Here is a 24,162-nt window from a genome sequence, read left to right as displayed (position 1 = left end):
GTCCTTTCCAGTTATGAGTAAATTAAACGCCGACGCCGAACGACGCGGCGAGCGGACCGAGACCGCCTTTGAAGCCCTGGCCGACGGCCTTGAACTTCCAATCGGTACCGTTACGATACACCTCGCCGAACACCATCGCCGATTCGGTAGAACCATCTTCGGACAGGTCGTAGCGGGCGATTTCGGCGTTGCCGCTGGCGTTGACGGTGCGGATGTAAGCCTTCTGCACCATGCCGAAGTTTTGCTTGCGGGCGTCGCCGTCGTGGATCGTCACGCAGATGGCGATGCGCTCGACGTCGGCCGGCACCTTGGTCAGGTCGATGGTGACGGTTTCGTCGTCGCCGTCGCCGGCGCCGGTGCGGTTGTCGCCCGAGTGGGTGACGGCGCCGTCGGACGATTTCAGGTTGTTGTAGAAGATGAAGTCGTTGTCGGCGCGGACCTTGCCGTCGACCTTCAACAGGAAGGCCGAGCCGTCCAGGTCGAAGGCGCTGCCGTCGGTGGCGCGTGCGTCCCAGCCGAGGCCGACGACGATTTGCGACAGGCCCGGGGCTTCCTTGCTCAGATTAACGTTACCGCCTTTTTGCAGACTGATTGCCATAATGTGATACTCCTTAAAGAAACCGGACTTGGGTACTGCATGCGGCGGGTCGTGTCCGTATTTAACGACCCGCCGTGTTCTGTTACGACTCTAACCTTGTTTGACTACACCGTCGTTACGCGGCGATCGCTTCGGCCGCCGCCTCCTTGCGGCGGTGGCGTACCGACGACCAGACCGAGGCGGCGATGAAGGCCACGCCAATCAGACCGGTGAAGATCTCCGGCACGTGGAACTTCATACTTGCCAGCATGATCGCCGCCAGGATACCGATCGCATAGTGGGCGCCGTGCTCCAGGAAGACGAACTGGTCGAGCGTGCCCTTCTTCACCAGATAGACGGTCATCGAGCGGACGAACATCGCGCCAATGGCCAGGCCCAGCATGATGATCACGACGTCGGTGGTGATGGCGAACGCGCCGATCACGCCGTCGAAGCTGAACGAAGCATCGAGCACCTCCAGGTACAGGAAACCACCGATACCGCCCTTCTTGACCATGTCGCCGACATCGCTGCCGCCCGACTCTTCCTTCTCCAGCAGGCCGCTGATCGCGTCGACACCGACGTACACCAGGATGCCCCACAGGCCGGAAATCAGCACCACCAGCTTTTGCGCCTCGCTCACCAGGCCCATACAGGCCATCAGCACGCCCAGCGAAATCATCACCGAGATCGACGAGACCTTGCCCAGCGAACCGAGCTTCTTCTCGAAGTTGCCCAGCCAGTGCACTTCCTTGTCCTCATCCAGCAGGAAGTTCAGGAACACCAGCAGCAGGAACATGCCGCCGAATGCCGCCACTTCAGCGTGGTGGTTGGTCAGGTGCATCGAATATGTTTTAGGATCGTTCAGCGCCAAAGTCCAGACATCCATGATGCCGATGTCGGCCGCGACAGCGACGATGACCAGCGGGAACAGCAAACGCATACCGAACACAGCGATGATGATGCCCAGGCCAAGGAACAGCTTTTGCCAGAACTCGTCCCAGTCCTTCAGCACGGAGGCGTTGACCACCGCGTTATCGAACGACAGCGACACTTCCATCGCCGCCAGAATCAGTGCGACACCGAAGGCGGACAAGGCGCCAGCCCATCCGTTCAGCGAGTATCCCCACCAGCCAGCCGCCGCAAGACAGATGAAGCTGACCAGGAAGGAAATTCTAAAATGCTTCATTGATTTTTTCCCCAGTTATAAGTTGATGTAGCGCAGTGTATAGGCGTGCGGACATTTTAAAAATAGAAGATAATTGAAGTATTACTTCGTAAAAACAGAAGATAGACACAATGAAGACCAGCGGACTGAATTTCCGGCACCTGTATTTTTTCTGGATGGTGGCCAAGGAGGGAGGCGTCACACGCGCCGCCGAACGTTTGGGGCTGGCGGTGCAGACGATCAGCATGCAGCTGGCGTCGCTGGAGCAATCGGTCGGCAAGCAATTGCTCGAGCCGCAGGGGCGGCGCCTGGTGCCGACCGAGGCCGGCCGGCTCGCGCTCAGCTATTGCGACCAGATCTTCCTGCTGGGCGAACAATTGCAGGACGCGCTCGACGAAGCCGAGGCCGGCAAGATGAGGTTGACGGTCGGCATCTCCGACTCGCTGCCCAAGCTGATCGCCTTCCGCCTGCTGCAGGCCACGCAGGAAATGGACAAGCAGGTGCGGCTGGTGTGCATGGAGGCCGAGTTCGAGGACTTGCTGGCCGACCTGGCGCTGGGCAAGCTCGACGTGGTGCTAACGGACCGCACGGTGCACGCTGGCGGCAGCCTCAAGGTGTTCAGCCACCTGCTGGGAGAAAGCGACATGAAGCTGTTCGGCGTGCCGCGTCTGGCGGACAAGTACCGGCCCAACTTCCCGGCCAGCCTGAACCACGCGCCGCTGCTCGTGCCCACGCGCAACAACGCGCTGCGCGGGCGCATCGATGCCTGGCTAGTGCAGCACGAGGTGCGGCCGGAGATCGTCGGCGAGTTCGAGGACAACGCCATGCTCAACACCTTCGGCCGCAACGGCATGGGCTTGTTCTTCGCCACGTCGGCGCTGGCGCACGATATCGAGGAGCAATTCGGCGCCGTGCTGGTGGGCGACGCGCCGGAGCTGCGCGAGCACTTCTACGCCATCTCCAACGCCCGCAAGATCAAGCATCCGGCGGTCGAGGCCATCCTGTCGACGGTGCACGGCGGACCGTTCGCGGTGGCAAACTGACAGGCGTTATCGAATCGGTTACAGTTTAGCGATCACTGACCAAAGGGGAGGAAGCCATGTTAAAAGGTGTTTGTTTATGCGGCGGCGTCGCCTACCGGGCGGACGGGCCGGTGTCCCACGCCAGCCACTGCTACTGCACCATGTGCCAGAAGCAGCACGGCGCCGCGTCCGGCACCTACGCCAACGTGGACACGGCCGGCTTCGTCTTCGAACGCGGTGCCGACCTCGTGACGGAATACGCCTCGTCCGACCACGGCCGGCGCGGCTTTTGCCGCGTGTGCGGCTCCACGCTATTCTGGCGCAGCACGCAAAGTCCCGACCGCATCGCCCTCACCCTCGGCACCATGGAACCGGAATACGACGGCGCGGTGGAGCGCGAACTGCACACCGACACCAAGCCGCGCTGGCTGCCGACGCATTGAACCTTCAATGATCAGCCTGAAAAAGTTAAGGCACATCGCTGGCGGCATAGCGAGTTCTTTCGTCCATCGCAATAACGATGTGGGCGGCCAATGGGCGCTTGGCTTGCTGTACCGCGAAGCGCCGGCGGACCAGCGGGTACAACTGGACCTGGTTGAACACACCGCTGTTCCATCGACCAACATTACGCAGTTGGTCGCCCGAAATTACGGGGAATTCCTGCGTCGCGCCGCGATCAAAATGGGAGTGCCGTTGGAAGAGCTGGCGGAAGCCAAGGTCGGGTTAAGCTTCAACGCCGATCTGCGAATTCCCGGCGAGGGATGGGTGGTTGTCGGCGACGTATTCCTTTGCACTGTCACGCTGACATTGAAAGACGGCAGGTCAGCCTCCACGCAACGTCTTGGCCGTTGCCTGCGCTACGAAAAAGGCAAGTTCGGGGGACGCGCGCCGGGCGACGACTCGATACTCGAATCGCTGCGGAGCGGCTTCTGATTAGCGACCTTGTTTTTTTATGTCACGTTACTTTTCGAGAGAGTCTGTGACTTGGTTTCCACCATAATTCCAGCGAGTTCCCCTTCCTGGAAAGGCCATTCGCATGAACCAAGAAATGCAGTACAGCAGCAACGGGCTGGCGTTGACCGAACAATTCGAAGGATGCGAGTTGACCGCCTACCAGGATTCCGGCGGTGTCTGGACCAACGGCTACGGCAACACGCACGGCGTGGTCCCGGGCTCGACCATCACGCAGGCACAGGCCATCGCCGACCTGCAAGCCAATATACAGAACAGCGTGAACGACGTTAACCGGTTGGTGACGGTCGAACTGACCCAAGGCGAATTTGATGCCTTGGTGGATTTCGATTTCAATCTGGGGCGCGGGAATCTCGCCACGTCGACCTTGCTTACGTTGCTTAACACCGGCGATTTCGCCGGTGCTGCCGACCAGTTCGACCGGTGGGACCGGTGCGACGGCACTGTACTGGCGGGCCTGCTTCGCCGCCGTCAGGCCGAGACGACGGAATTCGCCGGCACAGCCCGCACCCCGGCCAACACCGCGACCTGACCTTTCGCAGCGCTTCGACAGCGAGCACACAATGAACCCCGTCTACCAAGCCGCCCAACTGGCATGCATCGACATCTACGACCCCGTCGCTACGGATGTGTTCGAGAAGATCTACCGCATCAACGAAACCGTCTGCGGCACCAAACTGATCGACAACCGCCTGCACGTGGTCATGCAGGGCACCGAAAGCCTGCCAGGCTGGTTGGCGGACGGCGACATCTTGCCGGTGGTCCATCCGGTGCTTGGCCATATGCACTCGGGGTTTTGGCGCAACATTCCCGAACTGCTGAAGGAACTCGTCCCGGACATCGACGTGATCAAGCAAACGTTGCCGGGTCTCGAGATTCAAGTCGAAGGCCACAGCAAAGGCGCAGGGGAAGGCGCGCAAGTCGCGGGCGCGCTGCATGCCGCAGGCTACAACGTGGTGCAAGTCTACTTGTTCGCCTGCCCGAGCCCCGGTTTCCAAGATTTCGCCGCCTATCTGCAGGCGAACATTCCCGGTCTGTCCTACCGCAACGCGCCGATCGAGTTTCCCGATTTCGGCGATCCCGTGCCGCTGATGCCGATCTCGCCCTACGTCGGTCCGTATCCCCATACCGGCTTCGATATCGCGCCGGCCGGCTTTGAGCGCATGCTGGATGTCGAATGGCATAGGGGAAGATACTATCTCAGCGGCGCGCAAGTGACATAACGGCACTGATGTTTGCTAAAATCGGACTTCTGATAATTCTCCGTCCGGTCCTCTGTGCTCACTGGAATCAACCATTTAACCTTGGGCGTCGCCGATCTGGGGCGGAGCATTGATTTCTACACCCGTCTGCTAAATTTCCGGTTGGCCGCCACCTGGGATGCCGGAGCGTACCTCGCGCTGGGAGAACTTTGGGTATGCCTGTCGCTTGACCAGGACGAGCCCCAAGAGAATCGCACCGGCTACACACACTACGCTTTCTCGATTCAGCAAGCCGACTTCGACGGGTTTCGGCAACGTCTTCAGGCCGAAGGTGTAAAGGAGTGGAAACGCAATCGCAGCGAAGGCGATTCGTTTTATTTTCTTGATCCCGATGGCCACAAACTTGAAGTCCACGTCGGTTCGTTGAATTCAAGACTAGCGCGGTGCCGCGAGCAGCCATACGCAGGCATGAGATTTTTCGACGAATGAATATCAGACAGGCCACTGTGCTCGACATTCCAGCGATGTCGGCCATTCGCTTGAGCGTCAAGGAAAACACGCTATCCGATCCAAGCCGGGTAACCGAACAGATGTATCGGGATTATCTGGAACTGCTGGGACGCGGCTGGGTCGCGGAAGTTGATGGCGCGGTGGTCGGCTTTTCCTACGCCGACAAGGCCGACGCGTCGATCTGGGCCTTGTTTGTCTCCCAGGACCACGAAGGCAGGGGAATCGCCAAGCGCTTGCTGCAGGTCGCGGTGGACTGGCTGTTCGCCCTCGGCCACGAAAGCGTTCATCTGAGCACGTCGAAGGATACGCGGGCCGACAGGTTTTATACCGGCCAGGGATGGACTCGAAGCGTGTTGAACGAGCGCGATGCCGGGTTTCGGCTTACGCGGAAGACGGCGACATTTTCAGGTAGCTAACGTCGATGCCGTTGTAGTGGCGGTTGGACCGGCCGATAACGGCAAATCCGCTTCGTTCATAAAACTGCCGCGCGTTCAGATTTGACTCCGCCACATGCAGCGACAGTCCGCCGGGCGCGCGTGCCAGCGCAGCGTTGAGCAAGGCGTGGCCGACGCCTCGTCCGCGCGCCTCGCTGTGCACGAATAACGCCCGCAATTGCCCGTCGAACATGGCCGCGAACCCCACAACCCCGCCATCGTCATAGACGATGACATCGGACTCGCGAAACGCCGCCAGGATGACGGCATCCTCTTCCAGCGGAATGATGTCAACGGCCTGGCCTTGGTATGCCAGCTCGTCACGCTTGGCACCAACGTAAATTCGGCAGACGTCGGCAAAATCCGCCTCATCAAACTGCCTGACACAGATCGCCGGCGGCAAGCCGGCATCCAGTTCAGACAAGATCGGCCGGCTTGCGTCGCGGCCGTGCCCAGTAATACACCACAAATCCGATCATTGGAACCAGCGCGAATAGCACGCCGACGCCGATGAAAAGCCAGCCGACGGCCGCGCCGCCGAATCCGCAGAGCACTAATAAAAATAAGATATCCGGACTGCCCAGGACAAGGAGGCCCAGTTTTTCAAGAGGGGCGACACACTTCCAAGAAATTTTCTTCATTGCAAACTCACAGTTAGGTTCGTCATAGTCGATCGCGTCAAGGACTGGTTTTCAGCAGCAACTTGCCGTAGGTGGTGTCCGTCCGCTTCCCTTTGTCACTGGAGTCCACGGCGAAGCGGCAGCTTTAAACATACGCCGCGGCGGCATTCAGCAATTCCGGTGGCAGCCCTAGGCTTCCGCCTTCACGTTCCAAGCTGACTGTTGGTGCCGCTTCGCTGCGAGCCGACGGCAGAAGCGGCGCTGCTGCGGTAAGAACAAACTGTAGGCATTTTCCGGTCGTGCGCATGTCGTCTCCGATCGATCAAGTGCCTACTAATAGGATAGCATCTTGCCTCGATCGAAAGTACGCGAATTCTCACGCAGGCGGACGCCACCTTCGAGGCATTGAAGCTGGACCGCGCATCAGGCGTTAATCACAAGATAATCGACGTAAAGCAGGATGTCCGTCCCCCACTCGATGTTCACCCAGACATCGACACCGTTGACCCGTGGTGCGACGTTGTGCACGGTGTATCGCGCCGCCCCGATGAACTTGCCGGCGTCCGGTCCGCCTGCGGCACCCTCACTAATCGTCACGAAGACGCGGGAGCGAGGGGTGAGCGCGGGAAACCGGGGCGAGTTGAGGCTCAGTATCCACTGGCCATGCAAGGCGCCCCAATTGGCCCGATAGGTGTAGCCATACCCTTTTAGAAAGGATTGCTGCAAAGACGAGCCGGGGAGCGGCACCAAAGCCGTTTCGTCGATATCCTGCTCGATTCTGGCGAACGGCATCGCCACCGCCGAGGAAGCCATCTCCATCGCTCCTTCGCGTCCGGACCGGGTTGCGACAATGATTTCAGGTCCATTGATTTGATTAGTTGACATCGTCCTTCTCCTTGTACGCCATGGTTAGGGGCCGCCAACCCGGCCAGACGGGCGACTCCGCTGGTCACGACCAGCACGATGAGGGCTTGGGCCGAAGCCGGCCACTCACTCTCTTCATGCTAGCTGGAGCATATGGATGAGTATTTGTGCCGCATCAGGCTAGATACTTGGAAACAACAGCGTTTGCGATAGCCCGCGCTCCATGCCACCAATGCCGATTTTCGATTGATAAACGGCAATTTGCGCCCCATCCCCGCGCAGTCGTTTAAGATGCATGTTTTAACTACGTCACTGCCGCTCGGCCCCTATGCAAAACGTTATGCTTGTCGTGCTCGCCCTGTTCCTGGTCGCACTCAATGGATTCTTTGTGGCGGCCGAATTCGGCATCGTCACGCTGCGCAAGACGCGTGTTCGCGCCATCGCCAAGACCCAGGGACTACGCGGTCGCATCCTCGGCAAAGTACACGGCCAGCTCGACGCCTACCTGTCGGCCTGCCAACTCGGCATCACCCTCGCCTCGCTGGGCCTCGGCTGGGTCGGCGAACCAGCCTTCGCCAGCCTGCTCGAACCGTTTCTGGCCGCCATCGGCATCGATTCGCCCAAACTGGTCCACAGCATCGCCTTCATCTTCGCCTTCGGCGTGATTTCCTTCCTGCACATCGTCGTCGGCGAACTGGCGCCCAAATCGCTCGCGATCCGCATGCCGGAGGTGGTCGGCCTGTGGTGCGCACCGTTGCTGTATGCCTTCTATTGGGCCATGTACCCGTTCATCTGGGTGCTCAACGGCAGCGCCAACATGGTGCTGCGGCTGGCCGGCCTGGCCGGCAAGGGCGGCCACGAGAGCCATTATTCGGTCGAGGAACTGAAGATGATCCTGCGCACCAGCCAGCCTGGTGAAAAGTTCAACAAGGACGAACGCAACATCCTGGCCCATTCGCTCGATTTCAGCGATCTGGCCGTGTCGGACCTGATGCGCCCGATCAACGAGGTGATCAGCCTGCACGCCGGCCGCGCGCTGTCCGACAACCTGCAAACCATGCTGCGCAACCGCTTCAGCCGCTATCCGTACTACGACAAGGACGGCGAGACGGTGCTGGGCGTGGTGCACCTGAAGGACCTGTTCTTCGCCCAGCAATCGGGCAAGCCGATCACCGACCTGACACCGTTCCTGCGGCCGGTGGAGACGATTTCGGCGCGCACGCCGGCGCTGGAGCAGTTCCGCCGCTTCCGCGACGGCGCCCCGCACTTCGCGCTGATCGGCGAGAAGGGCAAGCGGCCGCTGGGCTTCATCACGCTCGACAACCTGCTCGGCGCGATGGTCGGCGAGATCCACGACGAGTTCCGCCTCAACGAGAACGATTGGCTCAAGCAGCCGGACGGCACGCTGATCGGCAAGGCCAGTCTGCCGATCTTCTCGCTCGAACGCACGCTGGGCATCGATATCGAGAACGAGGAATTGGGCATGGACGAGGTGGAGTCGGTCGGCGGCCTGATCATGCTGAAGCTGGGCGACATCCCGAAACAGGGGCAGCGCATCAGTTTCCGCCACTTCGACATCGTGGCGAAAAAGATGAACGGCCCGCGCATCCTGCTGGTGAAGGTCATTCCGAAGGATGACACCGAGGACAACGCCGATCTGGATTAGGGGATAGGTGAATTGGGGCGGGTTGCCGGGCCAGCGCGCTGCGCAGGCTCGGTTGTTGTGTGGCTCTGGCTGGCAGTCGTATCGCTCACGCCCGCCTTCCTCTCTGCGCCCTGCTGAAGCTCCGCGCTGAACCGGTATCCAAGCAAAAGCGCACCGAGCACGAAAATCGAGACTAAATTGACCAGTAGATTGCCCGACACCTCGCGCAACCAGCCAACGAGCGTCCGTTTTGCGCCTATGCTTTCGGCAATCGCACCAAGTTTTTCTTCCAATCTAACATTACCGGACTCGATTTTCCGATACAGCGTATGCTGGCACGTCGCCGCCTTGGCATTCGCAGCAAGCTCATCGAGACTGGCATTGAGAAAGGATTCCGCGATCGCCTCGCCTTGAGAACGGTACGCGTCGATCGATGTATCAAGGGACGCGACCGCGTGAAAGCTATGCAATTCCTCCCTCGTGGGCTCGCGATCGCCGAACGATTTACAGAATTCAATTTTTTGCCGCTTGTAGGCGATGTACGCAAGTGCGCCGGCCGCATTATTGGGATCGGCAGTCAACCGCTGAAAGACAGAGTCCTCAGTCATCGCTAAGGTCCTATTTACCTGAACGAACCGTCATCTGCGCGATGCGATAAGCCTCGTTCATCTTCTCGCGGGAAACTCCTTTTTCACGCATAAGCCTCGCGACGATGGGCGACTTGGGCAGATATGCAGAATTCGTGGAGGCAGGCGAGGCCGAATAGCGGGCCATTCGCGCGCTAATCGCGGCCAAGTCGGCAGATGAAAAGAAGTTTTTGTTCTCGCCCATGTATTTCTCCTCGACACTGTAGATTCACCCGTTATCGATCCGCTACGACAAAAATTATATACCTAAGATTTTGACAGCACCGGTCAAATGAGCGAGCGCGGTTTGAGACAAGACAAATCGCTTTCAATTTGCCAGAGAGGCAATCCACTGCTAGTCTTGCCGCTATCGAACCAGTCGGAGAGACCTTGAAAACCTATCGTGGAAGTTGTCATTGTGGCGCCGTGAGCTTTGAGGCGGACATCGACCTAAGCCAGGGTACCTTGCGCTGCAATTGCTCGATCTGCACCAAGGTACGGTTCTGGCCGGCCATCGTCCAGCCATCGGCCTTCCGACTCCTCTCGGGCGAAGCGGACCTCACCACCTACCAATTCCTGACCAAACGGGACAAGCACCTGTTTTGCCGCCACTGCGGCGTGCGCTCATTTGGGATCGGCAACTCGCCGCGCTGGGGCGAGTTCTATGCCGTCAATGTGACCTGCCTCGACGACGTCACCCCCGAAGAGCTGATCAAAGCGCCGATCACCTATCTGGACGGCCGCAATGATAACTGGGAAACCCCGCCGGACGAGGTGAGGCACTTGTAGCCAGGCCGCGAACGACAGACCGAATCAAACAGGCTGCCCGGTCCAGTTGCGCAACAACCCAAGTCCGACCGCCAGCAACGTCGGCCCGATGAACAGCCCGACGAAGCCGAACGCCAGCACCCCGCCCATCACCCCCAGCAGCACCAGGATGAACGGCAGGCTGCTGCCACGGCTGATCAGCAAGGGCTTGACGACGTTGTCGACCCCGCTGATCAGGAACATGCCCCACACCAGCATGAACACACCCCAGGCGACGCTGCCCTCGTTGAACAGCCACAGCGCCGCCCCGCCCCAGATCAGCGGCGGGCCGACCGGGATCAGCGAAAGCAGGAAGGTCGCCACCGACAGCAGCGCCACGGCCGGCACGCCGGCGATCAGGAAGCCGACCGCGGCCACCACCGATTGCGCCAGCGCCGTGCCCAGCAGGCCGTACATGACGCCGCGCACCGTGCGGCTGACGGTGTCGGACACCGACAGGCTCTGCTCCGCGCCAATCAGCTTGTTCATCGCGTTCGACAGCGAGACGACGATGTACTGGCCATCGCGATACAGGAAGAAGCTAACGAACACGGCCAGGCTAACCTGCGCCACGCCGCTGCCCAGCACCATGCCGCTGCCCAGCAGGAAATGACGCGCCGGCTCCAGCATGCCCTTGGCGGTGTTGACCAGCTCGTCGCGGCTGCCCAGCAGCTTGCGCAGATAGGTGTCGATGATGTCGCCGACGATGGGGATATCCTTGAGCCATGCCGGCGGCGACAAGGTTCCCGTGTCGAGGTCGCCCTTGAAGTGGTCGTAGAATTCGGAGGCGTTGTCGGCGATGTTCCAGGTGACCAGGGTCAGCGGCACGACGATCAGCAAGGTCAGGCCGACGCTCATGATGATGGCGGCCAGCCAGCGCCGCCCCTTCACGCGCTCGAGCAGGCGCAGATACAGCGGCCAGCTGGAGATGGCGATGGCGCAGGCGAACAGGATCGCGGCCAGGAACGGCCGCAGCACGAACAGGCAGCCGATCACCAAGAGGATGACGGCGGCGAGCCGGGTAAAAGGCTGGAAGCGCTGGCCCACGGGATCCCCGCTCATAACAGTTGTTTGATATCTTGGACGATCGGCGCCGGCCCCTGGTTATGGCGCACCAGCAGGCGCACCTTGCCGTTGCGGTCGAAGATGTAGCTGGCGGCCGTATGGTCGATCGAATAGCTGCCCGGCGTCTTGCCCTCCACCTTGGAGTAGAACACCTTGAATTCCTTGGCGACGGCGGCGGTCTGCTCGGGCGTGCCGTACAGGCCGACAAAGCGCTTGTCGAACGCCGGCACGTACTGCGACAGCAGCTCTTTCGTATCGCGCTCCGGATCGACGGTAACGAACAGCACCTGCACCTGTTCGGCCTGCGGCCCCAGTTCCTTCATCACCGCCGACATCTCCGCCATCGTGGTCGGACACACGTCCGGGCACTGGGTGAAGCCGAAGAACATCACCACCACCTTGCCCTTGTAGTCGGCCAGGGTGCGCGGCTTGCCGGTGTGGTCGGTCAGCGCGAAGTCGCGCGCGAAGGCGGCGCCGGTGATGTCGACGTTCTTGAACGTCGGCGCCGCCGCGGTTTTCTCGCCGCAGCCGGCCAACATCATGGAGACGGCCAGCAGGCCCAGGGCGAGGATTTTCTTCATAGTTTGATGTAGTGGTCCACCAGCAGCGCCGCGAACAGCAGCGACAAATAAATGATCGACCAGGTGAACGCCTTGCGGGCCACCAGATCGGTGTAGTGACGGTAGATTTTCCACGCGTGGTGCAGGAACACCGCGTTGAGGATGACGGCCGACACCAGGTAAATCAGCCCGCTCATGTGCACCGCGAACGGCAGCAAGGTGGTGGCGGCCAGCGCGATCGAGTACAGCCAGACGTGGAACTGGGTGAACTGCATGCCGTGCGTGACCGGCAGCATCGGCAGGCCGGATTTGGCGTAGTCGTCGCGGCGGTACAGCGCCAGCGCCCAGAAATGCGGCGGCGTCCAGACAAAGATGATCAGCACCAGCAGCCACGCTTCCATCGGCACCTCGTTGGCGATGGCGGCCCAGCCCAAGGCCGGCGGCATCGCGCCCGACAGCCCGCCGATGACGATGTTCTGCGGCGTGGAGGGCTTCAGAATCATCGTGTAAATGATGGCGTAGCCGATGAAGGTGACAAAGGTCAGCCACATCGTCAGCGGATTGACCATCGTGTACAGGATCCACATGCCGGCGCCGCCGATCACGGTGGCGAACACCACAGTCTGCATCACGGTGATATCGCCCAGCGCCATCGGCCGGCGCGCGGTGCGGGCCATGCGGGCGTCGATCTCGCGCTCTGCCAGGCAGTTGACGGCGAAGGCGGCGCCGGTCAGCAGCCAGATGCCGATGGTGGCGGCGACCACGACGCGCCAGTCCGGCAGCCCCTCGGTGGCGAGGAACATGCCGATGACGGCGCAGAACACCGCCATCTGGGTGACGCGCGGCTTGGTCAGCGCCCAATATTGCGAGGCGCGGCTGGGTGGTTTGGAAATTGCGGTGTGAGTGGTCATCAGGTGTGCTTATCGTTGCCTGACCGGCAAGATCTGCGGGAAAGCCGAGCCTGAAGCTGCTTTTTTGGCAAGATCGTACTGGTACTTAGCCTTGTAGTTTAACATGGTAAGCAGCAGGACCAGCATCGCCGCCCCGGCGTTATGCAGCACGGCGATGGTCAACGGGAAGCTCAGGTAAATGGTGGCCACGCCGCTGGCGATCTGCACCGCCAGCATGATGGCGATGCCGCGCGCGGTCTTGTGCAGCGCCGGATGGTCCCACGCGCGCCAGGCCGTGTAGCCGGCCACCAGGGCGACCACGAAGCCCATGTTACGGTGCACCCAGTGGATCGCCGTCAGCGCCGAGAACGGCAGATAGTGGCCGGCGGCGGTCTTGCCCAGCTCGCGCCACAGCGTGAAGCCATGCTCGAAGTCCATCTCCGGCACCAGCTTGCCGCCGCACAGCGGGAAATCGGTGCAGGCCAGGGTCGCGTAGTTGGTGCTGACCCAGCCGCCCAGCGCGATCTGCACCAGCAGGATCAGCGCCGAGGCGGCGGCCAGCAGGCGGATGTTGCGCATCGCCGGCGGCGACGCCGTTACCGTGCGCACCGGCGAGATCAGGTGGTTCTGGCGGCCGCCGTACCACACCAGCAGCGCCAGCAGCCCCATGCCCAGCAACAGGTGGATGGTGACGATCACCGGTTGCAGCTTCAAGGTGACGGTCCAGGCGCCGAACGCGCCCTGCAGGCAGACGAAGAAGAACAGGAAGGTCGGCATGCCCGGCGCGTACTCGATGCGGGTGCGCTGGGACTTGATCCAGCGGTACCACGCCTGCGACATCATCGCCACGATCAGCACGCCGATCGCCATCGCCAGGTAGCGGTGGATCATCTCGATCCAGGCCTTGACCACGGTGACCGGGCCGGTCGGGCGCAGGGTTTCCTCGGCCACGATCTGGGCATGCGCCAGGAAGGGATTGGCGGCGCCATAGCAGCCGGGCCAGTCCGGGCAGCCCAGGCCGGAGTCGGTCAGGCGGGTGAAGGCGCCGAACACGATCAGGTCGAACGTCAGGAACACGCTGACCCACACCAGCTTGCGGTACTTGCTGGCGTCGGACGAGGTATAGACCAGCGACAGCGGCAGCAGCGCGACCAGCAACGCCGTGACCGCCATTTGGATCAGGGTCATGTGCATGATGGCTATCCGATCGCCGAGGCTTTAAGCAGTTTGTAGATATCCTTGTGGACCTTGCGCACCTTCTCGGTGTCGCTGGAGACGGCGCCTTTCGGGAAGCGCATCATCAGGTTGCCCAGCGGGTCGATCAGGTAGACGTGGTCGGCGACCTTGTCGGCCGGTGCGGTCTTGTCCAGCGGCAGCCACTTGTCGATCACGGCGGCCGGCGCGCGCAGCATGCGGGTGCCGTCGTTGACGCGCATCAGCACCGTATCGAGCGGCTCGCTGTCGGTGATCATCCACACCCGCTCGATGCGTTCCATCTCCTTGCCTTGCATGGTGCGCAGCTGGCGCATCGCGAACAGCTGGTCCTGGCATTCCTGCAAACACTCGGACGGGCCGACCTTGAGCATGATCCATTTGCCCTTGTAGTCGTCCAGCGTGGCCGGCTTGCCGTCCAGCGTGGTGCTGGCCATCGGCGGGATCGGATACAGGCGCGGATCGATCAGCGTGCCGTAATTGGTTACGCCGCCCTTGGGCTTGACCACGTAATACATGAAATACGAAGCGATCAGCGGCGCGGCGCACACGGCCAGCACGGCCATCAGCTTCCAGCGGCCACGGGATGTTTGATTATTTGGCGGGTTTTGCACGTCTGAATCCGTTCACAACAAAGAAGACAACGGCCATCGCCGCCAGCGCGTACCACTGGAAGGCGTAGCCCTGATGTTTTTCGACGCTCATCGCCGGCAGCGCCCAATCGCGCGCCATGTGCGTATCGTCGCCGCCCGGCTTGGCCGGCGCGGTCTGCTGCAGCACGAACGGCTGCATCGTCAGTCCGCTCTGCTGCGCCACCTGCAACGGATCGGCGTTCTGCACGATCGCGTTCGGCGCCAGCGGCGGCGCCGTACCCAATTGCATCACGTGGCCCGGGTTCAGCCGCGCCACGCCTTCGAGCGTGACCTCGCCCGTCGGCGTGAGGAAGGCCGGCAACCTGTCGTGCTGAGCCGAATCGCGCGGCAGCCAGCCGCGCTGCACCAGCACATGCATGCCCGATCCGGCGATCTTGAACGGCATCAGCACATAAAAGCCGGAGCGGCCCTGGTAGGGGCGGTTATCCAGGTACAGCGGCCAGCCGGCCACGAACTCCCCGGTCGCGGTCACGCGGCGGAACTCGACGGCGCCGGCATCGAGCGGCTTACCGTCGAGCACCAGCGGACCGGCGAGGTTACCTTGAGCAAGTTTATCCTGAGCGGAGATTTTTTGCGCGGCGCGGCGCTCCTGCCAGTTCCCCAGCTGAATGCCGAGCGTCACCAGCAGCACGGTCGCCACGAAAGGGATCAATTTAAAGCGGAAGCTAATAGGCATTACAATGGAGCCTCACTCATTTCACCGCCCGGTCCTGTCATGAAAATTGCTGTCGCCATCGCGTTCATCCTGATACTGGGCAGCCTGGGGTCGGCCCTGTTCTTCCTGATGCGCGACAAGGGCAAAAGCAACAACACCGTCAACGCGCTCGCGCTGCGGGTGGGCCTGTCGATCGCCCTGTTCCTGCTGATCCTGCTCTTCTACAAGCTCGGCTACATCCACCCCACCGGCATCCGCACCTGAAACGGAATTGCTCTTAAAAAAATAGCCGCAGCGGGCGGTCCCGTCTGCGGCTTTTTGCGCCGCGACGACCCCGTCGCGGCATTATAACGCTGCGCCCTTACAGCCAGTACACGACAACGTACAAACCGAGCCAGACCACGTCGACAAAGTGCCAGTACCAGGCCGCGCCTTCGAACGCGAAGTGGTTGTCCGGCGTGAAGTGGCCCTTCAGCACCCGGTACAGCACCACCGACAGCATGATCGCGCCCACCGTGACGTGGAAGCCGTGGAAGCCGGTCAGCATGAAGAAGGTCGAGCCGTAGATGCCCGAGGTCAACTTGAGGTTCAGTTCCGAGTACGCGTGCATGTATTCGTAGGCCTGGAAGCCCATGAAGATGGCACCCAGCAGCACCGTGGCGAACAGCCAGATCGCCGTCTGCGCGCGGTGGCCGGCGCGCAGCGCGTGGTGTGAAATCGTCAACGTCAGGCCCGAGGTCAGCAGCAAAGCGGTGTTGATCGTCGGAATCGGGAACGGGCCCATGGTCTTGAACGTTTCAATCGTGCCGGCCGGACCGGTGTTGCCCCAGTGCGCGGCGAAGTCCGGCCAGATGAACTTGTGATCGAGATCGCCCAGCCACGGCATCGTGATCGTGCGCGCGTAAAACAGCGCGCCGAAGAAGGCGGCGAAGAACATCACTTCCGAGAAGATGAACCAGGCCATCGACCAGCGGTACGAGTAGTCGATGCGCTGGCTGTATTGGCCGGACTCGGATTCCTTGATGGCGTCGCCGAACCAGAAATACAGCACGGTGATGATCGACAGGATGCCGATCAGGTTGACCGGCATGCCCCACGACGCGTCGTTCACCCAGCCGGATGCGCCGACCATCGTGACCAACAGCGAAATACCGGCGAACAGCGGCCATCTGGACGGACCCGGCACAAAATAGTACGGCGCCGTCGCGTGGTGTGAACCGACCTGTGAACTCATCTTCATCTCCCTAAATCATTTATTCGAGGATGCTACTGTTATTGTGCCACTACTAATTTGACTATCGTGATCAGCAAGCCGATGAAAACGGCCACGCAGATCAGGGCGGCAATGACGATGTGCAACGGATTCAGCTTGGCCGAATCGGTATCGAAATCGCTCTTCCTGCGCAGGCCGAAAAACGACCAGAACACCGCCCGCAACGAGTACAGGAACGAGGCGCTTTCCTTTTTATCGGATGGCATTTTTAGCGCCCTCGCCCACCGCTGCGGTCTTGTCCATGCCGCCCACCTCGAAGAAGGTGTACGACAGGGTGATCGTCTTCACATCCTTCGGCAGCGCCGGATCGATGAAGAACACCACCGGCATCTGCCGCGCCTCGTTCGGTTTGAGCGCCTGCTGCTTGAAGCAGAAACACTCGACCTTTTTAAAGTGCTGCATCGCGTTTTGCGGCGCGTAGCTCGGTATCGCCTGCGCCGCCACATCGCGGTTTTGCGTGTTGACCACCTCGTACATCACCGTGGCCAACTCGCCCGGATGCACCGTCATGTTCGTCACCGTGGGGCGGAAGCGGTACGGCCCCTGCGCGTTGGCGTCGAACTCGATGACGATGTCGCGCGTCTTGTCGACCTGCGTGTTCTTGTCGAACTCGACCGTGCCGTCCTTCTGCGTCAGCACGTTCAGCCCCAGCGCTTCGCAGATCTGGCGGTAGAACGGGTTGAGCGCGTAGGCAAAGCCGAACATCACCACCGCGATGACGATCAGCTTGCCCAACAGCGTGCGGTTCAACCCGCTGGTTTCGTTGTCTCGACTCAAGTCAGCTCAGCCAGATACGTTTGACAAACACAGACAGGAAAAAGAACAGCGCCAGGCCGGCCAGTATCCAGCCGGTGCGCGCGTTGTTCGGCTTTTTATGTTCGGACATAGATTACTTGAACTGCGGTGGCGTTTCAAAGGTGTGGAACGGCGCCGGCGACGGCACGGTCCACTCCAGGCCCTCGGCGCCATCCCATGGCTTCGCTTCGGCTTTCTTGCCGCCGCGAATGGTCGGCAGGATCACGCAGAACAGGAAGAACACCTGCGACAGGCCGAAACCGAAGGCGCCGATGGTGGCGACCATGTTGTAGTCGGTGAACTGCGCCGAGTAGTCGACATAGCGGCGCGGCATGCCGGCCAGCCCCAGGAAGTGCATCGGGAAGAAGGTGATGTTGAACGTGATCAGCGACAGCCAGAAGTGCGCCTTGCCCATCGTCTCGTTGTACATGTGGCCGGTCCACTTCGGCGACCAGTAGTAGAAGCCGGCGAACAGCGCGAACAGCGAGCCGGCCACCAGCACGTAGTGGAAGTGCGCCACCACGTAGTAGGTGTCCTGCAGCTGGATGTCGATCGGCGTCACGGCCAGGATCAGGCCGGTGAAGCCGCCGATGGTGAACACGAAGATGAAGCCGACCGCGAACAGCATCGGGGTTTCGAAGGTCATCGAGCCCTTCCACATCGTGGCGATCCAGTTGAACACCTTCACGCCGGTCGGCACCGCGATCAGCATGGTCGCGTACATGAAGAACAGCTGCGACGTCACCGGCATGCCGGTGGTGAACATGTGGTGCGCCCAGACGATGAACGACAGGATCGCGATCGACGCGGTGGCGTACACCATCGAGGCGTAGCCGAACAGCTGCTTGCGGGCGAACGCCGGCAGGATCTGCGAGACGATGCCGAACGCCGGCAAAATCATGATGTAGACCTCGGGGTGGCCGAAGAACCAGAAGATGTGCTGGTACATGACCGGGTCGCCGCCGGCGGCCGCGTTGAAGAAGGTGGTGCCGAAGTGGCGGTCGGTCAGTGTCATGGTGATGGCGCCCGCGAGCACCGGCATGACGGCGATCAGCAGGTAGGCGGTGATCAGCCAGGTCCAGCAGAACATCGGCATTTTCATCAGGGTCATGCCGGGCGCGCGCATGTTGAGGATGGTGACGATGATGTTGATCGAGCCCATGATCGACGACGCGCCCATCAGGTGCATCGCGAAGATGGCCATGTCCATGCCCGGCCCCATCTGGGTCGACAGCGGCGCGTACAGGGTCCAGCCGGCGGCGGTGGCGCCGCCCGGGACCAGGAACGAGGTCGCCAGCAGCAGCGCGGCCGGCGGCAGCAGCCAGAACGAGAAGTTGTTCATGCGCGCGAACGCCATGTCCGAGGCGCCGATCTGCAGCGGGATCATCCAGTTGGCGAAGCCGACGAAGGCCGGCATGATGGCGCCGAACACCATCACCAGGCCGTGCATGGTGGTCAGCTGGTTGAAGAACTCGGGCTGGAAGAACTGCAGGCCGGGCTTGAACAGCTCGCTGCGTATCATCAGCGCCAGCACGCCGCCCGACAGCAGCATGACGAACGAGAACCACAGGTACAGGGTACCGATGTCTTTATGGTTGGTGGCGAACAACCAGCGCGACAACCCGTGCGGGTGGTCGTGAGCGTGATCGTGATCGTGTGCGTGATCCAAGGTGCTTGTGCTCATTTGTAACGCTCCTGATTACTTACGTGCAGCCACGACTTCGGCTGGTTGAACGATGTTTTCGGCGGCCTTGTTCGACCAGCTGTTACGGGTGTAGGTGATGACGGCGGCGATGTCGGTATCCGACAGTTGCTTCCACGCCGGCATCTCGGCCGGGTATTTGCCGCTCTTCTGGCCGTTCAGCAGCACATGGATCTGGTCGGCTTTCGGGCCGTTGACGACGGCCGAGCCGTCCAGCGGCGCGAAGGCGTTCGGCACGCCCTTGCCGGTGGCCTGGTGGCAGACCACGCAATTGGCGGTGTAGACTTTTTCGCCCTTGGTTTTCAGTTCGTCGATGGTCCAGGTCTTGTTCGGATCGTCGGCCAGCGCGGCCATTTCCTTTTTCTTGCCGTCGACCCAGGTCTTGTACTCGGCGTCGGTGACGACCTTGACCACGATCGGCATGAAGGCGTGCTCCTTGCCGCACAGCTCCGAGCAATAGCCGCGATAGGTGCCGGTGTGGTCGGCCTTGAACCAGGTGTCGCGCACGAAGCCGGGAATGGCGTCCTGCTTGACGCCGAAGGCCGGGATCGACCACGAGTGGATGACGTCGTTGGCGGTGGTGACCATGCGGATCTTCTTGTTGACCGGCACCACGACCTCGTTGTCGACGTCCATCAGGTAGTTGTCTCCGCGCGCCTCGGTCGGCGCGAAGCCCGGCGCGCCCACTTGCGAGCGCGGCGTCTTCAGGTTCGACAGGAAGGAGATGCCCTCGCCCTCGCCCTTGAGGTAGTCGTAGCCCCATTTCCACTGCATGCCGGTCACCTTGATGGTGATGTCGGCGTTGGAGGTGTCCTTCATGCCGACCACGGTGCGGGTGGCGGGCAGCGCCATGCCGATGACGATCAGGAACGGCACCACGGTCCAGGCGATTTCAACGGCGGTCGATTCGTGGAAGGTGGCCGGCTTGTGGCCGAGCGACTTGCGGTGTTTGAAGATCGAATAGAACATCACGCCGAACACGGCGACGAAGATGACCAGGCAGACCACCATCATCCAGGTGTGGAGGTCGTAGATTTGGGAAGCGATCTGGGTCGCGGGGGGCTGCAGATTCATCTGCCCGGGGATGGGGCCGCCGGTGCCGCCCGTCGCCGGGCCGTAGGTGCCAGCCGCCGTCTCCGCCGCCCACGCTGGGATACTGGCTGCCGTCATCGTCAGCCCGAGCATCAACGATTGAAGTCGCTTCGCATGTGTCATGTTTTCCCCAACCACCCAAGAAATTAAAAATATTTTTTTAACGACTCCGGATTTCGGTGAACTGAACCGGCGCCGCTCCTTAAACAACTTCAGGCCCCATGCCAGCCACGTTTGAAAAACTTCTTCAACGCGACCCCGGCGGGACCTTGAGACTTATAAGGTCGTCCCTACATACTGCCTACGGACAACATAAAAGCCTGATTCTGCTTAATTCAACTGCTTGTTCTTGTTCGTTCTAACTGCTTTCGCCTCGCGTCGGTGGGTTATAGCTGGCGACGTGACATGCTGGCAAAATTAGTCAATGATTATATATAACAACAACGACGCACATCAACAAATAATCCATTTTGCAACTCTTCCGTCCCTCAGAGCGCACTCAGCTTTACCACAGTGCGAAATGTCGAACGGCGGGTGAAACGGCCGCAAACCCGCTACTGGCGCGGCTTGCGGGGCAGATCGAAGCGGATGATGGCTTCACCTTTGGAAGTCACTTTCGGCGCCGGACGGAAGGCGTGGCCGTAAATCACCTCGAAGGTCAGCCCCAGCTTGCCGTCCGCACGGCGGGTCTTTTCCAGCGCGTCCAGCATGCGTCGCCAGGCGTGTTTGCCCATCAGTCCCCTGCTCACCGTCCCCAGCGGATTGCCGCCCAGGGCGCGCACATCGGCCAGCATCGCCCGGGGGGTGTCGTAGGTCACGGTGATCACTTCCATATCCAGCACCGGCGTCGAGAACCCGACCTCCACCAATTGATCGCCGAAGTCGTGCATATCGACGAACGGCAGCGCGTGCGCGGCCAGGTCGGCCTCGGCGAACGCCGCCCGCAGCTCGCGGAACGTATCGGGTCCGAAGCAGGAAAACATCAACAGGCTGTTCACACGCAGCACGCGGCGCCATTCGGCGAACACGCGATCAGGCTGGGGATGCCAATGCAGGGCCAGATTGGACCACACGAGGTCGACGGAGTTCGGTCCCAACGGCAATTCAGCGAAATCCCCGCACATCAGGTCGACACCCGTCTTGGACGGCAACAGCTTGCTCAGCAGCTGGTTCAGCGACGACGGCTTGGTCGACTGGCCTTGCGCGGCGCGCAGCTGCGCCTCGGCGGAATCGAGGCCGAGGATCTGGGCGGCGGGATAGGATTTTTGCAACAACGGCAGGTCGGCGCCGGCGCCACAGCCGGCGTCGAGCACGCGTTGCGGCGCGATCTTGATCAGTTCCAGGCGGTCGAACATGCGCGACGACACTTCGCGGCGCAGGAAATCGGCCGGCGCAATGCGTTCAGGGCGGGAAAATAGCGCGCGCACACGCTCCAGATCGATAGGCGCACTGAGTTTGGGTGGATTTGCGGGCACATGCATCGTGGGGTGGTCTGTAATGCGATAATGTCGGCAGTGTACATGGTTGAACGCGAATGCGACGGCTACGGCCCGCGTTTTTTGCCGGGAGCGTGGCATGCGTGGCAAGCTGATCGAAGAAACAACAGGCACTGGCGGCGCCGGGGCCGGCCCGGCCGGCGGCCTGCTGCGGCGCACCAGCGCCAGGGTCTTGCGTACGTTGCTGCCGACGTCCTGCGCGCTGTGCGGACTGGACAGCGACGACACGCTTTGCCCCGAATGCGCCGCACAATTTTTCGGCGCCAATGCCGCTGTCGCGCGATGCGATTGCTGCGCCAATCCGTTGTCGGGCGCCATGGCGAACCATCCCGGGCAGCAGACGCGCGGCAACCCCGGGGGTCAACTGTGCGGCCAGTGCGCCACGCATCCGCCCGCCTTCGATGTCACCTTGACCGCGGCCGACTACGCGATGCCGGTCGACCAACTGGTGCTGCAACTGAAGTTCGGCCACCGGCTGGCCCTGGCGGCCCTGTTCGCGCGCCTGCTGCGCGACGCCGTGTTGCAGCAGCCGGGCTTCGTCCTGCCGGCGCTGATCTGTCCGGTGCCGCTGGGGCCGCGCCGGCTGGCCGAGCGCGGCTACAACCAGGCGCTGGAAGTCGCCAGGCCGCTGGCGCGCAGCCTCGGCGTCGCGCTGCATCCGCGCCTGACGGCGAGGGTGCGCGAGACGACGGCGCAAAGCAGCGTCGCGCCCGAGCAGCGCCAGCGCAACATCGCCGGCGCGTTCGCGGTGCCGGACGCCGCGCAGGTGCGCGGCAGGCATATCGGCATCGTCGACGACGTCATGACCAGCGGCGGCACGCTGGACGAACTGGCGGCCACCTTGAAGCGCCACGGCGCCGCCCGCGTGAGCAACCTGGTGTTCGCCCGCACGCCGCCGCATTGAATTGTATTGAGGAGAACATTTTGTTTCACGTAGTGCTGGTCCACCCCGAAATTCCGCCGAACACCGGCAACGTCATCCGTTTGTGCGCCAACACCGGCGCGCAGCTGCACCTGATCGAACCACTGGGCTTCCCGCTGGAGGATTCGAAGATGAAACGTGCCGGACTGGATTACCACGAATACGCCAGGATGAAGGTGCACGCCGACTGGCAAGCGTTCCTGGCGGACCTGCAGCCGGACCCGGCGCGCATGTTCGCGATGACCACGCACGGCTCGTCGCCGTTCGCGCAGGCCAGCTTCCAGCCGGGCGATGTGTTCGTGTTCGGCTCCGAGACCAGCGGCCTGCCGCCGGCGCTGCGAGAGAATTTCCCGCCGGCCCAGCGCATCCGCCTGCCGATGCGTCCGGACAACCGCAGCCTGAACCTATCGAACACCGTGGCGGTGGTGGTCTTCGAGGCCTGGCGCCAGAACGGTTACGCCGGCGGCGCTTGACGGCCGGGCGTGCAGCCACACCGACCACGCCACGCCGACGATCAGCAGCAGGATCGCCAACCACTCCAGCGGCCGCGGCGTTTGCCGGTGGTACAGGAAACCGTACAGCAGCCCGAACAGCACTTCGAACAGCAGCAACTGTCCCGACAGCGTCACCGGCACGCGGCGGCTGGCGATGTTCCAGAGTTGGTTGCCGATCACGGAGGCGGCCGTCGCCACCAGCGCGATCAGGCCCCAGAAACGCGGCCAGTCGCGGCCGGGGGCGCCAAGACCGCCGGCACCAATCGCCACCAGGCCCGTCGCCGAGGCGATCGCCAGCGCGATCACGCCCGTGCTGATGCCGTACAGGCCGGACCATTCCGCGCTGCTGAACCTGGCGTTACGCTTGAGAAAGCGCGCGTTGTCCACCGCGTACCAGGTCCAACAGAGCAGCGCGCCAAACGCGCACAGCATGCCCAGCGCCGACGCCGCCCAGCCGGCCCGCGCCGCCGTGAACACTTCCACATTGATGCACACCATTCCGGCGATCACCACCAGCAGCGGCCACGCCAGCCTGCGCAAGGGCACCGATCCGTGATCGCGCCGGCCCACCAGGGTCACGCTCAGCGGCAGCAGGCCGATCACCAGCGACGCCGCCGCCACGCCGGCCAGCTGCACGCCGAACGACAGCAACAAATAGTAGACAATATTGCCCGCCAGCGCGTGGCGCAACAGCACCATGCAATCGGCGCGGGTGAGGCGCTTCAGCAGCCCGGACAGGCGCGGCGCCAGCAGCACCAGCATGATCGCTCCATAGGCCAGGTAGCGCCCCAGCGCCAGCTCCAGCGGAGAAAACGCGGCCAGCCACGCCGGCAAGACAAAGATCGTCCCCCACATCGCCCCGGCCGCCACCCCGCATAACACGCCATACCACATATCGCCTCCTTG

Annotated in this window: 33 protein-coding genes; 12 read left to right on the top strand and 21 right to left on the bottom strand. The window is 61.9% G+C overall.

The window, feature by feature from the left end; genetic code table 11:
* Positions 1 to 22 precede the first annotated feature (22 nt).
* Both MRBLMU1_RS12150 and MRBLMU1_RS12145 read right to left on the bottom strand, forming a co-directional pair.
* The gene (locus MRBLMU1_RS12150; RefSeq protein WP_090316687.1) at positions 23 to 598 is read right to left on the bottom strand and encodes a TerD family protein; all 576 of its coding nucleotides are present in this window, start codon (positions 596 to 598) and stop codon (positions 23 to 25) included.
* Positions 599 to 713: 115 nt separating this feature from the next.
* On the bottom strand, positions 714 to 1,766 hold the full coding sequence (locus MRBLMU1_RS12145) for a DUF475 domain-containing protein (protein WP_363501567.1): 1,053 nt from the start codon (positions 1,764 to 1,766) through the stop codon (positions 714 to 716).
* A gap of 110 nt (positions 1,767 to 1,876) precedes the next feature.
* On the opposite strand from MRBLMU1_RS12145, the gene nhaR reads away from it, so the two are divergent.
* From nhaR to MRBLMU1_RS12110, 7 genes are all read left to right on the top strand, one after another.
* Positions 1,877 to 2,788: a transcriptional activator NhaR gene (gene nhaR, locus MRBLMU1_RS12140; protein WP_363501564.1), complete on the top strand. Its 912-nt coding sequence runs from the start codon at positions 1,877 to 1,879 to the stop codon at positions 2,786 to 2,788.
* Positions 2,789 to 2,844: 56 nt separating this feature from the next.
* Entirely contained in the window at positions 2,845 to 3,210 is a 366-nt protein-coding gene (locus tag MRBLMU1_RS12135; protein ID WP_363501561.1) for a GFA family protein, read from the top strand.
* Between the two features lie 7 nt (positions 3,211 to 3,217).
* Positions 3,218 to 3,700 (top strand): hypothetical protein, encoded by a 483-nt coding sequence (locus MRBLMU1_RS12130; RefSeq protein ID WP_363501559.1) that lies wholly within the window; start codon positions 3,218 to 3,220, stop codon positions 3,698 to 3,700.
* Positions 3,701 to 3,803: 103 nt separating this feature from the next.
* Positions 3,804 to 4,271 carry a lysozyme gene (locus MRBLMU1_RS12125; protein ID WP_363501556.1) on the top strand — a complete coding sequence of 156 codons (468 nt, stop codon included), beginning with the start codon at positions 3,804 to 3,806 and terminating at the stop codon, positions 4,269 to 4,271.
* 31 nt (positions 4,272 to 4,302) lie between these two features.
* Positions 4,303 to 4,962, top strand: coding sequence for a lipase family protein (locus MRBLMU1_RS12120; protein ID WP_363501553.1), 660 nt, complete (start codon positions 4,303 to 4,305; stop codon positions 4,960 to 4,962).
* 54 nt (positions 4,963 to 5,016) lie between these two features.
* A complete protein-coding gene (fos, locus tag MRBLMU1_RS12115) occupies positions 5,017 to 5,430 on the top strand; it encodes a fosfomycin resistance glutathione transferase (RefSeq protein ID WP_363501550.1) in 414 nt (137 codons plus the stop codon).
* Positions 5,427 to 5,867, top strand: a complete 441-nt coding sequence (locus MRBLMU1_RS12110) for a GNAT family N-acetyltransferase (RefSeq protein ID WP_363501547.1) — start codon at positions 5,427 to 5,429, stop codon at positions 5,865 to 5,867. The genes fos and MRBLMU1_RS12110 overlap by 4 nt, the downstream gene beginning before the upstream one ends.
* Here MRBLMU1_RS12110 and MRBLMU1_RS12105 read toward each other — a convergent pair.
* The 3 genes from MRBLMU1_RS12105 to MRBLMU1_RS12095 form a co-directional block, all read right to left on the bottom strand.
* Positions 5,833 to 6,309, bottom strand: coding sequence for a GNAT family N-acetyltransferase (locus MRBLMU1_RS12105; RefSeq protein WP_363501544.1), 477 nt, complete (start codon positions 6,307 to 6,309; stop codon positions 5,833 to 5,835). The genes MRBLMU1_RS12110 and MRBLMU1_RS12105 overlap by 35 nt on opposite strands.
* Positions 6,302 to 6,526, bottom strand: a complete 225-nt coding sequence (locus MRBLMU1_RS12100; protein ID WP_363501541.1) for a hypothetical protein — start codon at positions 6,524 to 6,526, stop codon at positions 6,302 to 6,304. Before MRBLMU1_RS12100 ends, MRBLMU1_RS12105 begins: the two co-directional genes overlap by 8 nt.
* 402 nt (positions 6,527 to 6,928) lie before the next feature.
* On the bottom strand, positions 6,929 to 7,390 hold the full coding sequence (locus MRBLMU1_RS12095; RefSeq protein ID WP_363501538.1) for a hypothetical protein: 462 nt from the start codon (positions 7,388 to 7,390) through the stop codon (positions 6,929 to 6,931).
* A gap of 307 nt (positions 7,391 to 7,697) precedes the next feature.
* On the opposite strand from MRBLMU1_RS12095, the gene MRBLMU1_RS12090 reads away from it, so the two are divergent.
* Positions 7,698 to 9,035, top strand: a complete 1,338-nt coding sequence (locus MRBLMU1_RS12090; RefSeq protein ID WP_363501535.1) for a hemolysin family protein — start codon at positions 7,698 to 7,700, stop codon at positions 9,033 to 9,035.
* Here the strand turns inward: MRBLMU1_RS12090 and MRBLMU1_RS12085 are convergent.
* Positions 9,032 to 9,622 carry a hypothetical protein gene (locus MRBLMU1_RS12085; RefSeq protein WP_363501532.1) on the bottom strand — a complete coding sequence of 197 codons (591 nt, stop codon included), beginning with the start codon at positions 9,620 to 9,622 and terminating at the stop codon, positions 9,032 to 9,034. The two genes, MRBLMU1_RS12090 and MRBLMU1_RS12085, sit on opposite strands and share 4 nt — an antisense overlap.
* Before the next feature lie 10 nt (positions 9,623 to 9,632).
* A complete protein-coding gene (locus tag MRBLMU1_RS12080) occupies positions 9,633 to 9,845 on the bottom strand; it encodes a hypothetical protein (RefSeq protein ID WP_363501529.1) in 213 nt (70 codons plus the stop codon).
* 185 nt (positions 9,846 to 10,030) lie between these two features.
* Here MRBLMU1_RS12080 and MRBLMU1_RS12075 point away from each other — a divergent pair, with 185 nt between their 5' ends.
* Complete coding sequence (locus MRBLMU1_RS12075) at positions 10,031 to 10,429, top strand: GFA family protein (RefSeq protein ID WP_363501526.1); 399 nt, start codon at positions 10,031 to 10,033, stop codon at positions 10,427 to 10,429.
* A gap of 24 nt (positions 10,430 to 10,453) precedes the next feature.
* Here MRBLMU1_RS12075 and MRBLMU1_RS12070 read toward each other — a convergent pair whose 3' ends face one another.
* From MRBLMU1_RS12070 to MRBLMU1_RS12045, 6 genes are read right to left on the bottom strand one after another with little or no spacing between them, the layout of a single operon-like run.
* A complete protein-coding gene (locus MRBLMU1_RS12070; protein WP_363501523.1) occupies positions 10,454 to 11,509 on the bottom strand; it encodes an AI-2E family transporter in 1,056 nt (351 codons plus the stop codon).
* A complete protein-coding gene (locus MRBLMU1_RS12065; RefSeq protein WP_363501520.1) occupies positions 11,506 to 12,093 on the bottom strand; it encodes an SCO family protein in 588 nt (195 codons plus the stop codon). Before MRBLMU1_RS12065 ends, MRBLMU1_RS12070 begins: the two co-directional genes overlap by 4 nt.
* Positions 12,090 to 12,983, bottom strand: coding sequence for a heme o synthase (gene cyoE, locus MRBLMU1_RS12060; RefSeq protein ID WP_363501517.1), 894 nt, complete (start codon positions 12,981 to 12,983; stop codon positions 12,090 to 12,092). The genes MRBLMU1_RS12065 and cyoE overlap by 4 nt, the downstream gene beginning before the upstream one ends.
* A 9-nt stretch (positions 12,984 to 12,992) precedes the next feature.
* Positions 12,993 to 14,156: a COX15/CtaA family protein gene (locus MRBLMU1_RS12055; protein WP_363501513.1), complete on the bottom strand. Its 1,164-nt coding sequence runs from the start codon at positions 14,154 to 14,156 to the stop codon at positions 12,993 to 12,995.
* Positions 14,157 to 14,161: 5 nt separating this feature from the next.
* Positions 14,162 to 14,740 (bottom strand): SCO family protein, encoded by a 579-nt coding sequence (locus MRBLMU1_RS12050; protein WP_414646074.1) that lies wholly within the window; start codon positions 14,738 to 14,740, stop codon positions 14,162 to 14,164.
* A gap of 28 nt (positions 14,741 to 14,768) precedes the next feature.
* Positions 14,769 to 15,503, bottom strand: a complete 735-nt coding sequence (locus tag MRBLMU1_RS12045; RefSeq protein ID WP_363501508.1) for an SURF1 family protein — start codon at positions 15,501 to 15,503, stop codon at positions 14,769 to 14,771.
* A 39-nt stretch (positions 15,504 to 15,542) separates the two neighbouring features.
* Here MRBLMU1_RS12045 and MRBLMU1_RS12040 point away from each other — a divergent pair, with 39 nt between their 5' ends.
* Complete coding sequence (locus tag MRBLMU1_RS12040) at positions 15,543 to 15,746, top strand: twin transmembrane helix small protein (RefSeq protein WP_090316716.1); 204 nt, start codon at positions 15,543 to 15,545, stop codon at positions 15,744 to 15,746.
* A gap of 97 nt (positions 15,747 to 15,843) precedes the next feature.
* On the opposite strand, the gene MRBLMU1_RS12035 is transcribed toward MRBLMU1_RS12040, so the two are convergent.
* From MRBLMU1_RS12035 to MRBLMU1_RS12005, 7 genes are all read right to left on the bottom strand, one after another.
* Positions 15,844 to 16,722 (bottom strand): cytochrome c oxidase subunit 3, encoded by an 879-nt coding sequence (locus MRBLMU1_RS12035; RefSeq protein ID WP_414646067.1) that lies wholly within the window; start codon positions 16,720 to 16,722, stop codon positions 15,844 to 15,846.
* Between the two features lie 32 nt (positions 16,723 to 16,754).
* A complete protein-coding gene (locus tag MRBLMU1_RS12030) occupies positions 16,755 to 16,961 on the bottom strand; it encodes a DUF2970 domain-containing protein (RefSeq protein WP_363501501.1) in 207 nt (68 codons plus the stop codon).
* A complete protein-coding gene (locus tag MRBLMU1_RS12025) occupies positions 16,948 to 17,532 on the bottom strand; it encodes a cytochrome c oxidase assembly protein (RefSeq protein ID WP_363501498.1) in 585 nt (194 codons plus the stop codon). Before MRBLMU1_RS12025 ends, MRBLMU1_RS12030 begins: the two co-directional genes overlap by 14 nt.
* Before the next feature lies 1 nt (position 17,533).
* Complete coding sequence (locus MRBLMU1_RS12020; RefSeq protein ID WP_218147319.1) at positions 17,534 to 17,641, bottom strand: cytochrome oxidase small assembly protein; 108 nt, start codon at positions 17,639 to 17,641, stop codon at positions 17,534 to 17,536.
* Positions 17,642 to 17,644: 3 nt separating this feature from the next.
* Complete coding sequence (ctaD, locus tag MRBLMU1_RS12015; protein ID WP_315212296.1) at positions 17,645 to 19,234, bottom strand: cytochrome c oxidase subunit I; 1,590 nt, start codon at positions 19,232 to 19,234, stop codon at positions 17,645 to 17,647.
* Positions 19,235 to 19,249: 15 nt separating this feature from the next.
* On the bottom strand, positions 19,250 to 20,467 hold the full coding sequence (gene coxB / locus MRBLMU1_RS12010; protein WP_363501493.1) for a cytochrome c oxidase subunit II: 1,218 nt from the start codon (positions 20,465 to 20,467) through the stop codon (positions 19,250 to 19,252).
* Positions 20,468 to 20,898: 431 nt separating this feature from the next.
* Positions 20,899 to 21,825, bottom strand: coding sequence for a methyltransferase domain-containing protein (locus tag MRBLMU1_RS12005; RefSeq protein WP_363501490.1), 927 nt, complete (start codon positions 21,823 to 21,825; stop codon positions 20,899 to 20,901).
* A 94-nt stretch (positions 21,826 to 21,919) separates the two neighbouring features.
* On the opposite strand from MRBLMU1_RS12005, the gene MRBLMU1_RS12000 reads away from it, so the two are divergent.
* Together MRBLMU1_RS12000 and trmL are read left to right on the top strand one after the other, a co-directional pair.
* Positions 21,920 to 22,744: a ComF family protein gene (locus MRBLMU1_RS12000; protein ID WP_363501487.1), complete on the top strand. Its 825-nt coding sequence runs from the start codon at positions 21,920 to 21,922 to the stop codon at positions 22,742 to 22,744.
* Positions 22,745 to 22,764: 20 nt separating this feature from the next.
* Positions 22,765 to 23,235 carry a tRNA (uridine(34)/cytosine(34)/5-carboxymethylaminomethyluridine(34)-2'-O)-methyltransferase TrmL gene (gene trmL, locus MRBLMU1_RS11995; RefSeq protein ID WP_363501484.1) on the top strand — a complete coding sequence of 157 codons (471 nt, stop codon included), beginning with the start codon at positions 22,765 to 22,767 and terminating at the stop codon, positions 23,233 to 23,235.
* Here trmL and MRBLMU1_RS11990 read toward each other — a convergent pair.
* Positions 23,167 to 24,150: a DMT family transporter gene (locus tag MRBLMU1_RS11990; RefSeq protein WP_363501481.1), complete on the bottom strand. Its 984-nt coding sequence runs from the start codon at positions 24,148 to 24,150 to the stop codon at positions 23,167 to 23,169. The genes trmL and MRBLMU1_RS11990 overlap by 69 nt on opposite strands.
* Between the last annotated feature and the right edge of the window lie 12 nt (positions 24,151 to 24,162).

Source organism: Burkholderia sp. LMU1-1-1.1, assembly GCF_040675865.1.
Classification (GTDB): Bacteria; Pseudomonadota; Gammaproteobacteria; order Burkholderiales; family Burkholderiaceae_D; genus Rugamonas.
Note: the sequence above shows the minus strand (reverse complement) of the source record. Positions and strands in the feature narration are given on the sequence as shown.

Bases quoted from the DNA above. Each gene is read 5' to 3' on its own strand.
- MRBLMU1_RS12150 (WP_090316687.1), bottom strand. From the start codon at position 598: ATGGCAATCAGTCTGCAAAAAGGCGGTAACGTTAATCTGAGCAAGGAA.
- MRBLMU1_RS12145 (WP_363501567.1), bottom strand. From the start codon at position 1,766: ATGAAGCATTTTAGAATTTCCTTCCTGGTCAGCTTCATCTGTCTTGCG.
- nhaR (WP_363501564.1), top strand. From the start codon at position 1,877: ATGAAGACCAGCGGACTGAATTTCCGGCACCTGTATTTTTTCTGGATG.
- MRBLMU1_RS12135 (WP_363501561.1), top strand. From the start codon at position 2,845: ATGTTAAAAGGTGTTTGTTTATGCGGCGGCGTCGCCTACCGGGCGGAC.
- MRBLMU1_RS12130 (WP_363501559.1), top strand. From the start codon at position 3,218: ATGATCAGCCTGAAAAAGTTAAGGCACATCGCTGGCGGCATAGCGAGT.
- MRBLMU1_RS12125 (WP_363501556.1), top strand. From the start codon at position 3,804: ATGAACCAAGAAATGCAGTACAGCAGCAACGGGCTGGCGTTGACCGAA.
- MRBLMU1_RS12120 (WP_363501553.1), top strand. From the start codon at position 4,303: ATGAACCCCGTCTACCAAGCCGCCCAACTGGCATGCATCGACATCTAC.
- MRBLMU1_RS12110 (WP_363501547.1), top strand. From the start codon at position 5,427: ATGAATATCAGACAGGCCACTGTGCTCGACATTCCAGCGATGTCGGCC.
- MRBLMU1_RS12100 (WP_363501541.1), bottom strand. From the start codon at position 6,526: ATGAAGAAAATTTCTTGGAAGTGTGTCGCCCCTCTTGAAAAACTGGGC.
- MRBLMU1_RS12095 (WP_363501538.1), bottom strand. From the start codon at position 7,390: ATGTCAACTAATCAAATCAATGGACCTGAAATCATTGTCGCAACCCGG.
- MRBLMU1_RS12090 (WP_363501535.1), top strand. From the start codon at position 7,698: ATGCAAAACGTTATGCTTGTCGTGCTCGCCCTGTTCCTGGTCGCACTC.
- MRBLMU1_RS12085 (WP_363501532.1), bottom strand. From the start codon at position 9,622: ATGACTGAGGACTCTGTCTTTCAGCGGTTGACTGCCGATCCCAATAAT.
- MRBLMU1_RS12080 (WP_363501529.1), bottom strand. From the start codon at position 9,845: ATGGGCGAGAACAAAAACTTCTTTTCATCTGCCGACTTGGCCGCGATT.
- MRBLMU1_RS12070 (WP_363501523.1), bottom strand. From the start codon at position 11,509: ATGAGCGGGGATCCCGTGGGCCAGCGCTTCCAGCCTTTTACCCGGCTC.
- MRBLMU1_RS12065 (WP_363501520.1), bottom strand. From the start codon at position 12,093: ATGAAGAAAATCCTCGCCCTGGGCCTGCTGGCCGTCTCCATGATGTTG.
- cyoE (WP_363501517.1), bottom strand. From the start codon at position 12,983: ATGACCACTCACACCGCAATTTCCAAACCACCCAGCCGCGCCTCGCAA.
- MRBLMU1_RS12055 (WP_363501513.1), bottom strand. From the start codon at position 14,156: ATGCACATGACCCTGATCCAAATGGCGGTCACGGCGTTGCTGGTCGCG.
- MRBLMU1_RS12050 (WP_414646074.1), bottom strand. From the start codon at position 14,740: ATGGCCGTGCTGGCCGTGTGCGCCGCGCCGCTGATCGCTTCGTATTTC.
- MRBLMU1_RS12045 (WP_363501508.1), bottom strand. From the start codon at position 15,503: ATGCCTATTAGCTTCCGCTTTAAATTGATCCCTTTCGTGGCGACCGTG.
- MRBLMU1_RS12040 (WP_090316716.1), top strand. From the start codon at position 15,543: ATGAAAATTGCTGTCGCCATCGCGTTCATCCTGATACTGGGCAGCCTG.
- MRBLMU1_RS12035 (WP_414646067.1), bottom strand. From the start codon at position 16,722: ATGAAGATGAGTTCACAGGTCGGTTCACACCACGCGACGGCGCCGTAC.
- MRBLMU1_RS12030 (WP_363501501.1), bottom strand. From the start codon at position 16,961: ATGCCATCCGATAAAAAGGAAAGCGCCTCGTTCCTGTACTCGTTGCGG.
- MRBLMU1_RS12020 (WP_218147319.1), bottom strand. From the start codon at position 17,641: ATGTCCGAACATAAAAAGCCGAACAACGCGCGCACCGGCTGGATACTG.
- ctaD (WP_315212296.1), bottom strand. From the start codon at position 19,234: ATGAGCACAAGCACCTTGGATCACGCACACGATCACGATCACGCTCAC.
- coxB (WP_363501493.1), bottom strand. From the start codon at position 20,467: ATGACACATGCGAAGCGACTTCAATCGTTGATGCTCGGGCTGACGATG.
- MRBLMU1_RS12005 (WP_363501490.1), bottom strand. From the start codon at position 21,825: ATGCATGTGCCCGCAAATCCACCCAAACTCAGTGCGCCTATCGATCTG.
- MRBLMU1_RS12000 (WP_363501487.1), top strand. From the start codon at position 21,920: ATGCGTGGCAAGCTGATCGAAGAAACAACAGGCACTGGCGGCGCCGGG.
- MRBLMU1_RS11990 (WP_363501481.1), bottom strand. From the start codon at position 24,150: ATGTGGTATGGCGTGTTATGCGGGGTGGCGGCCGGGGCGATGTGGGGG.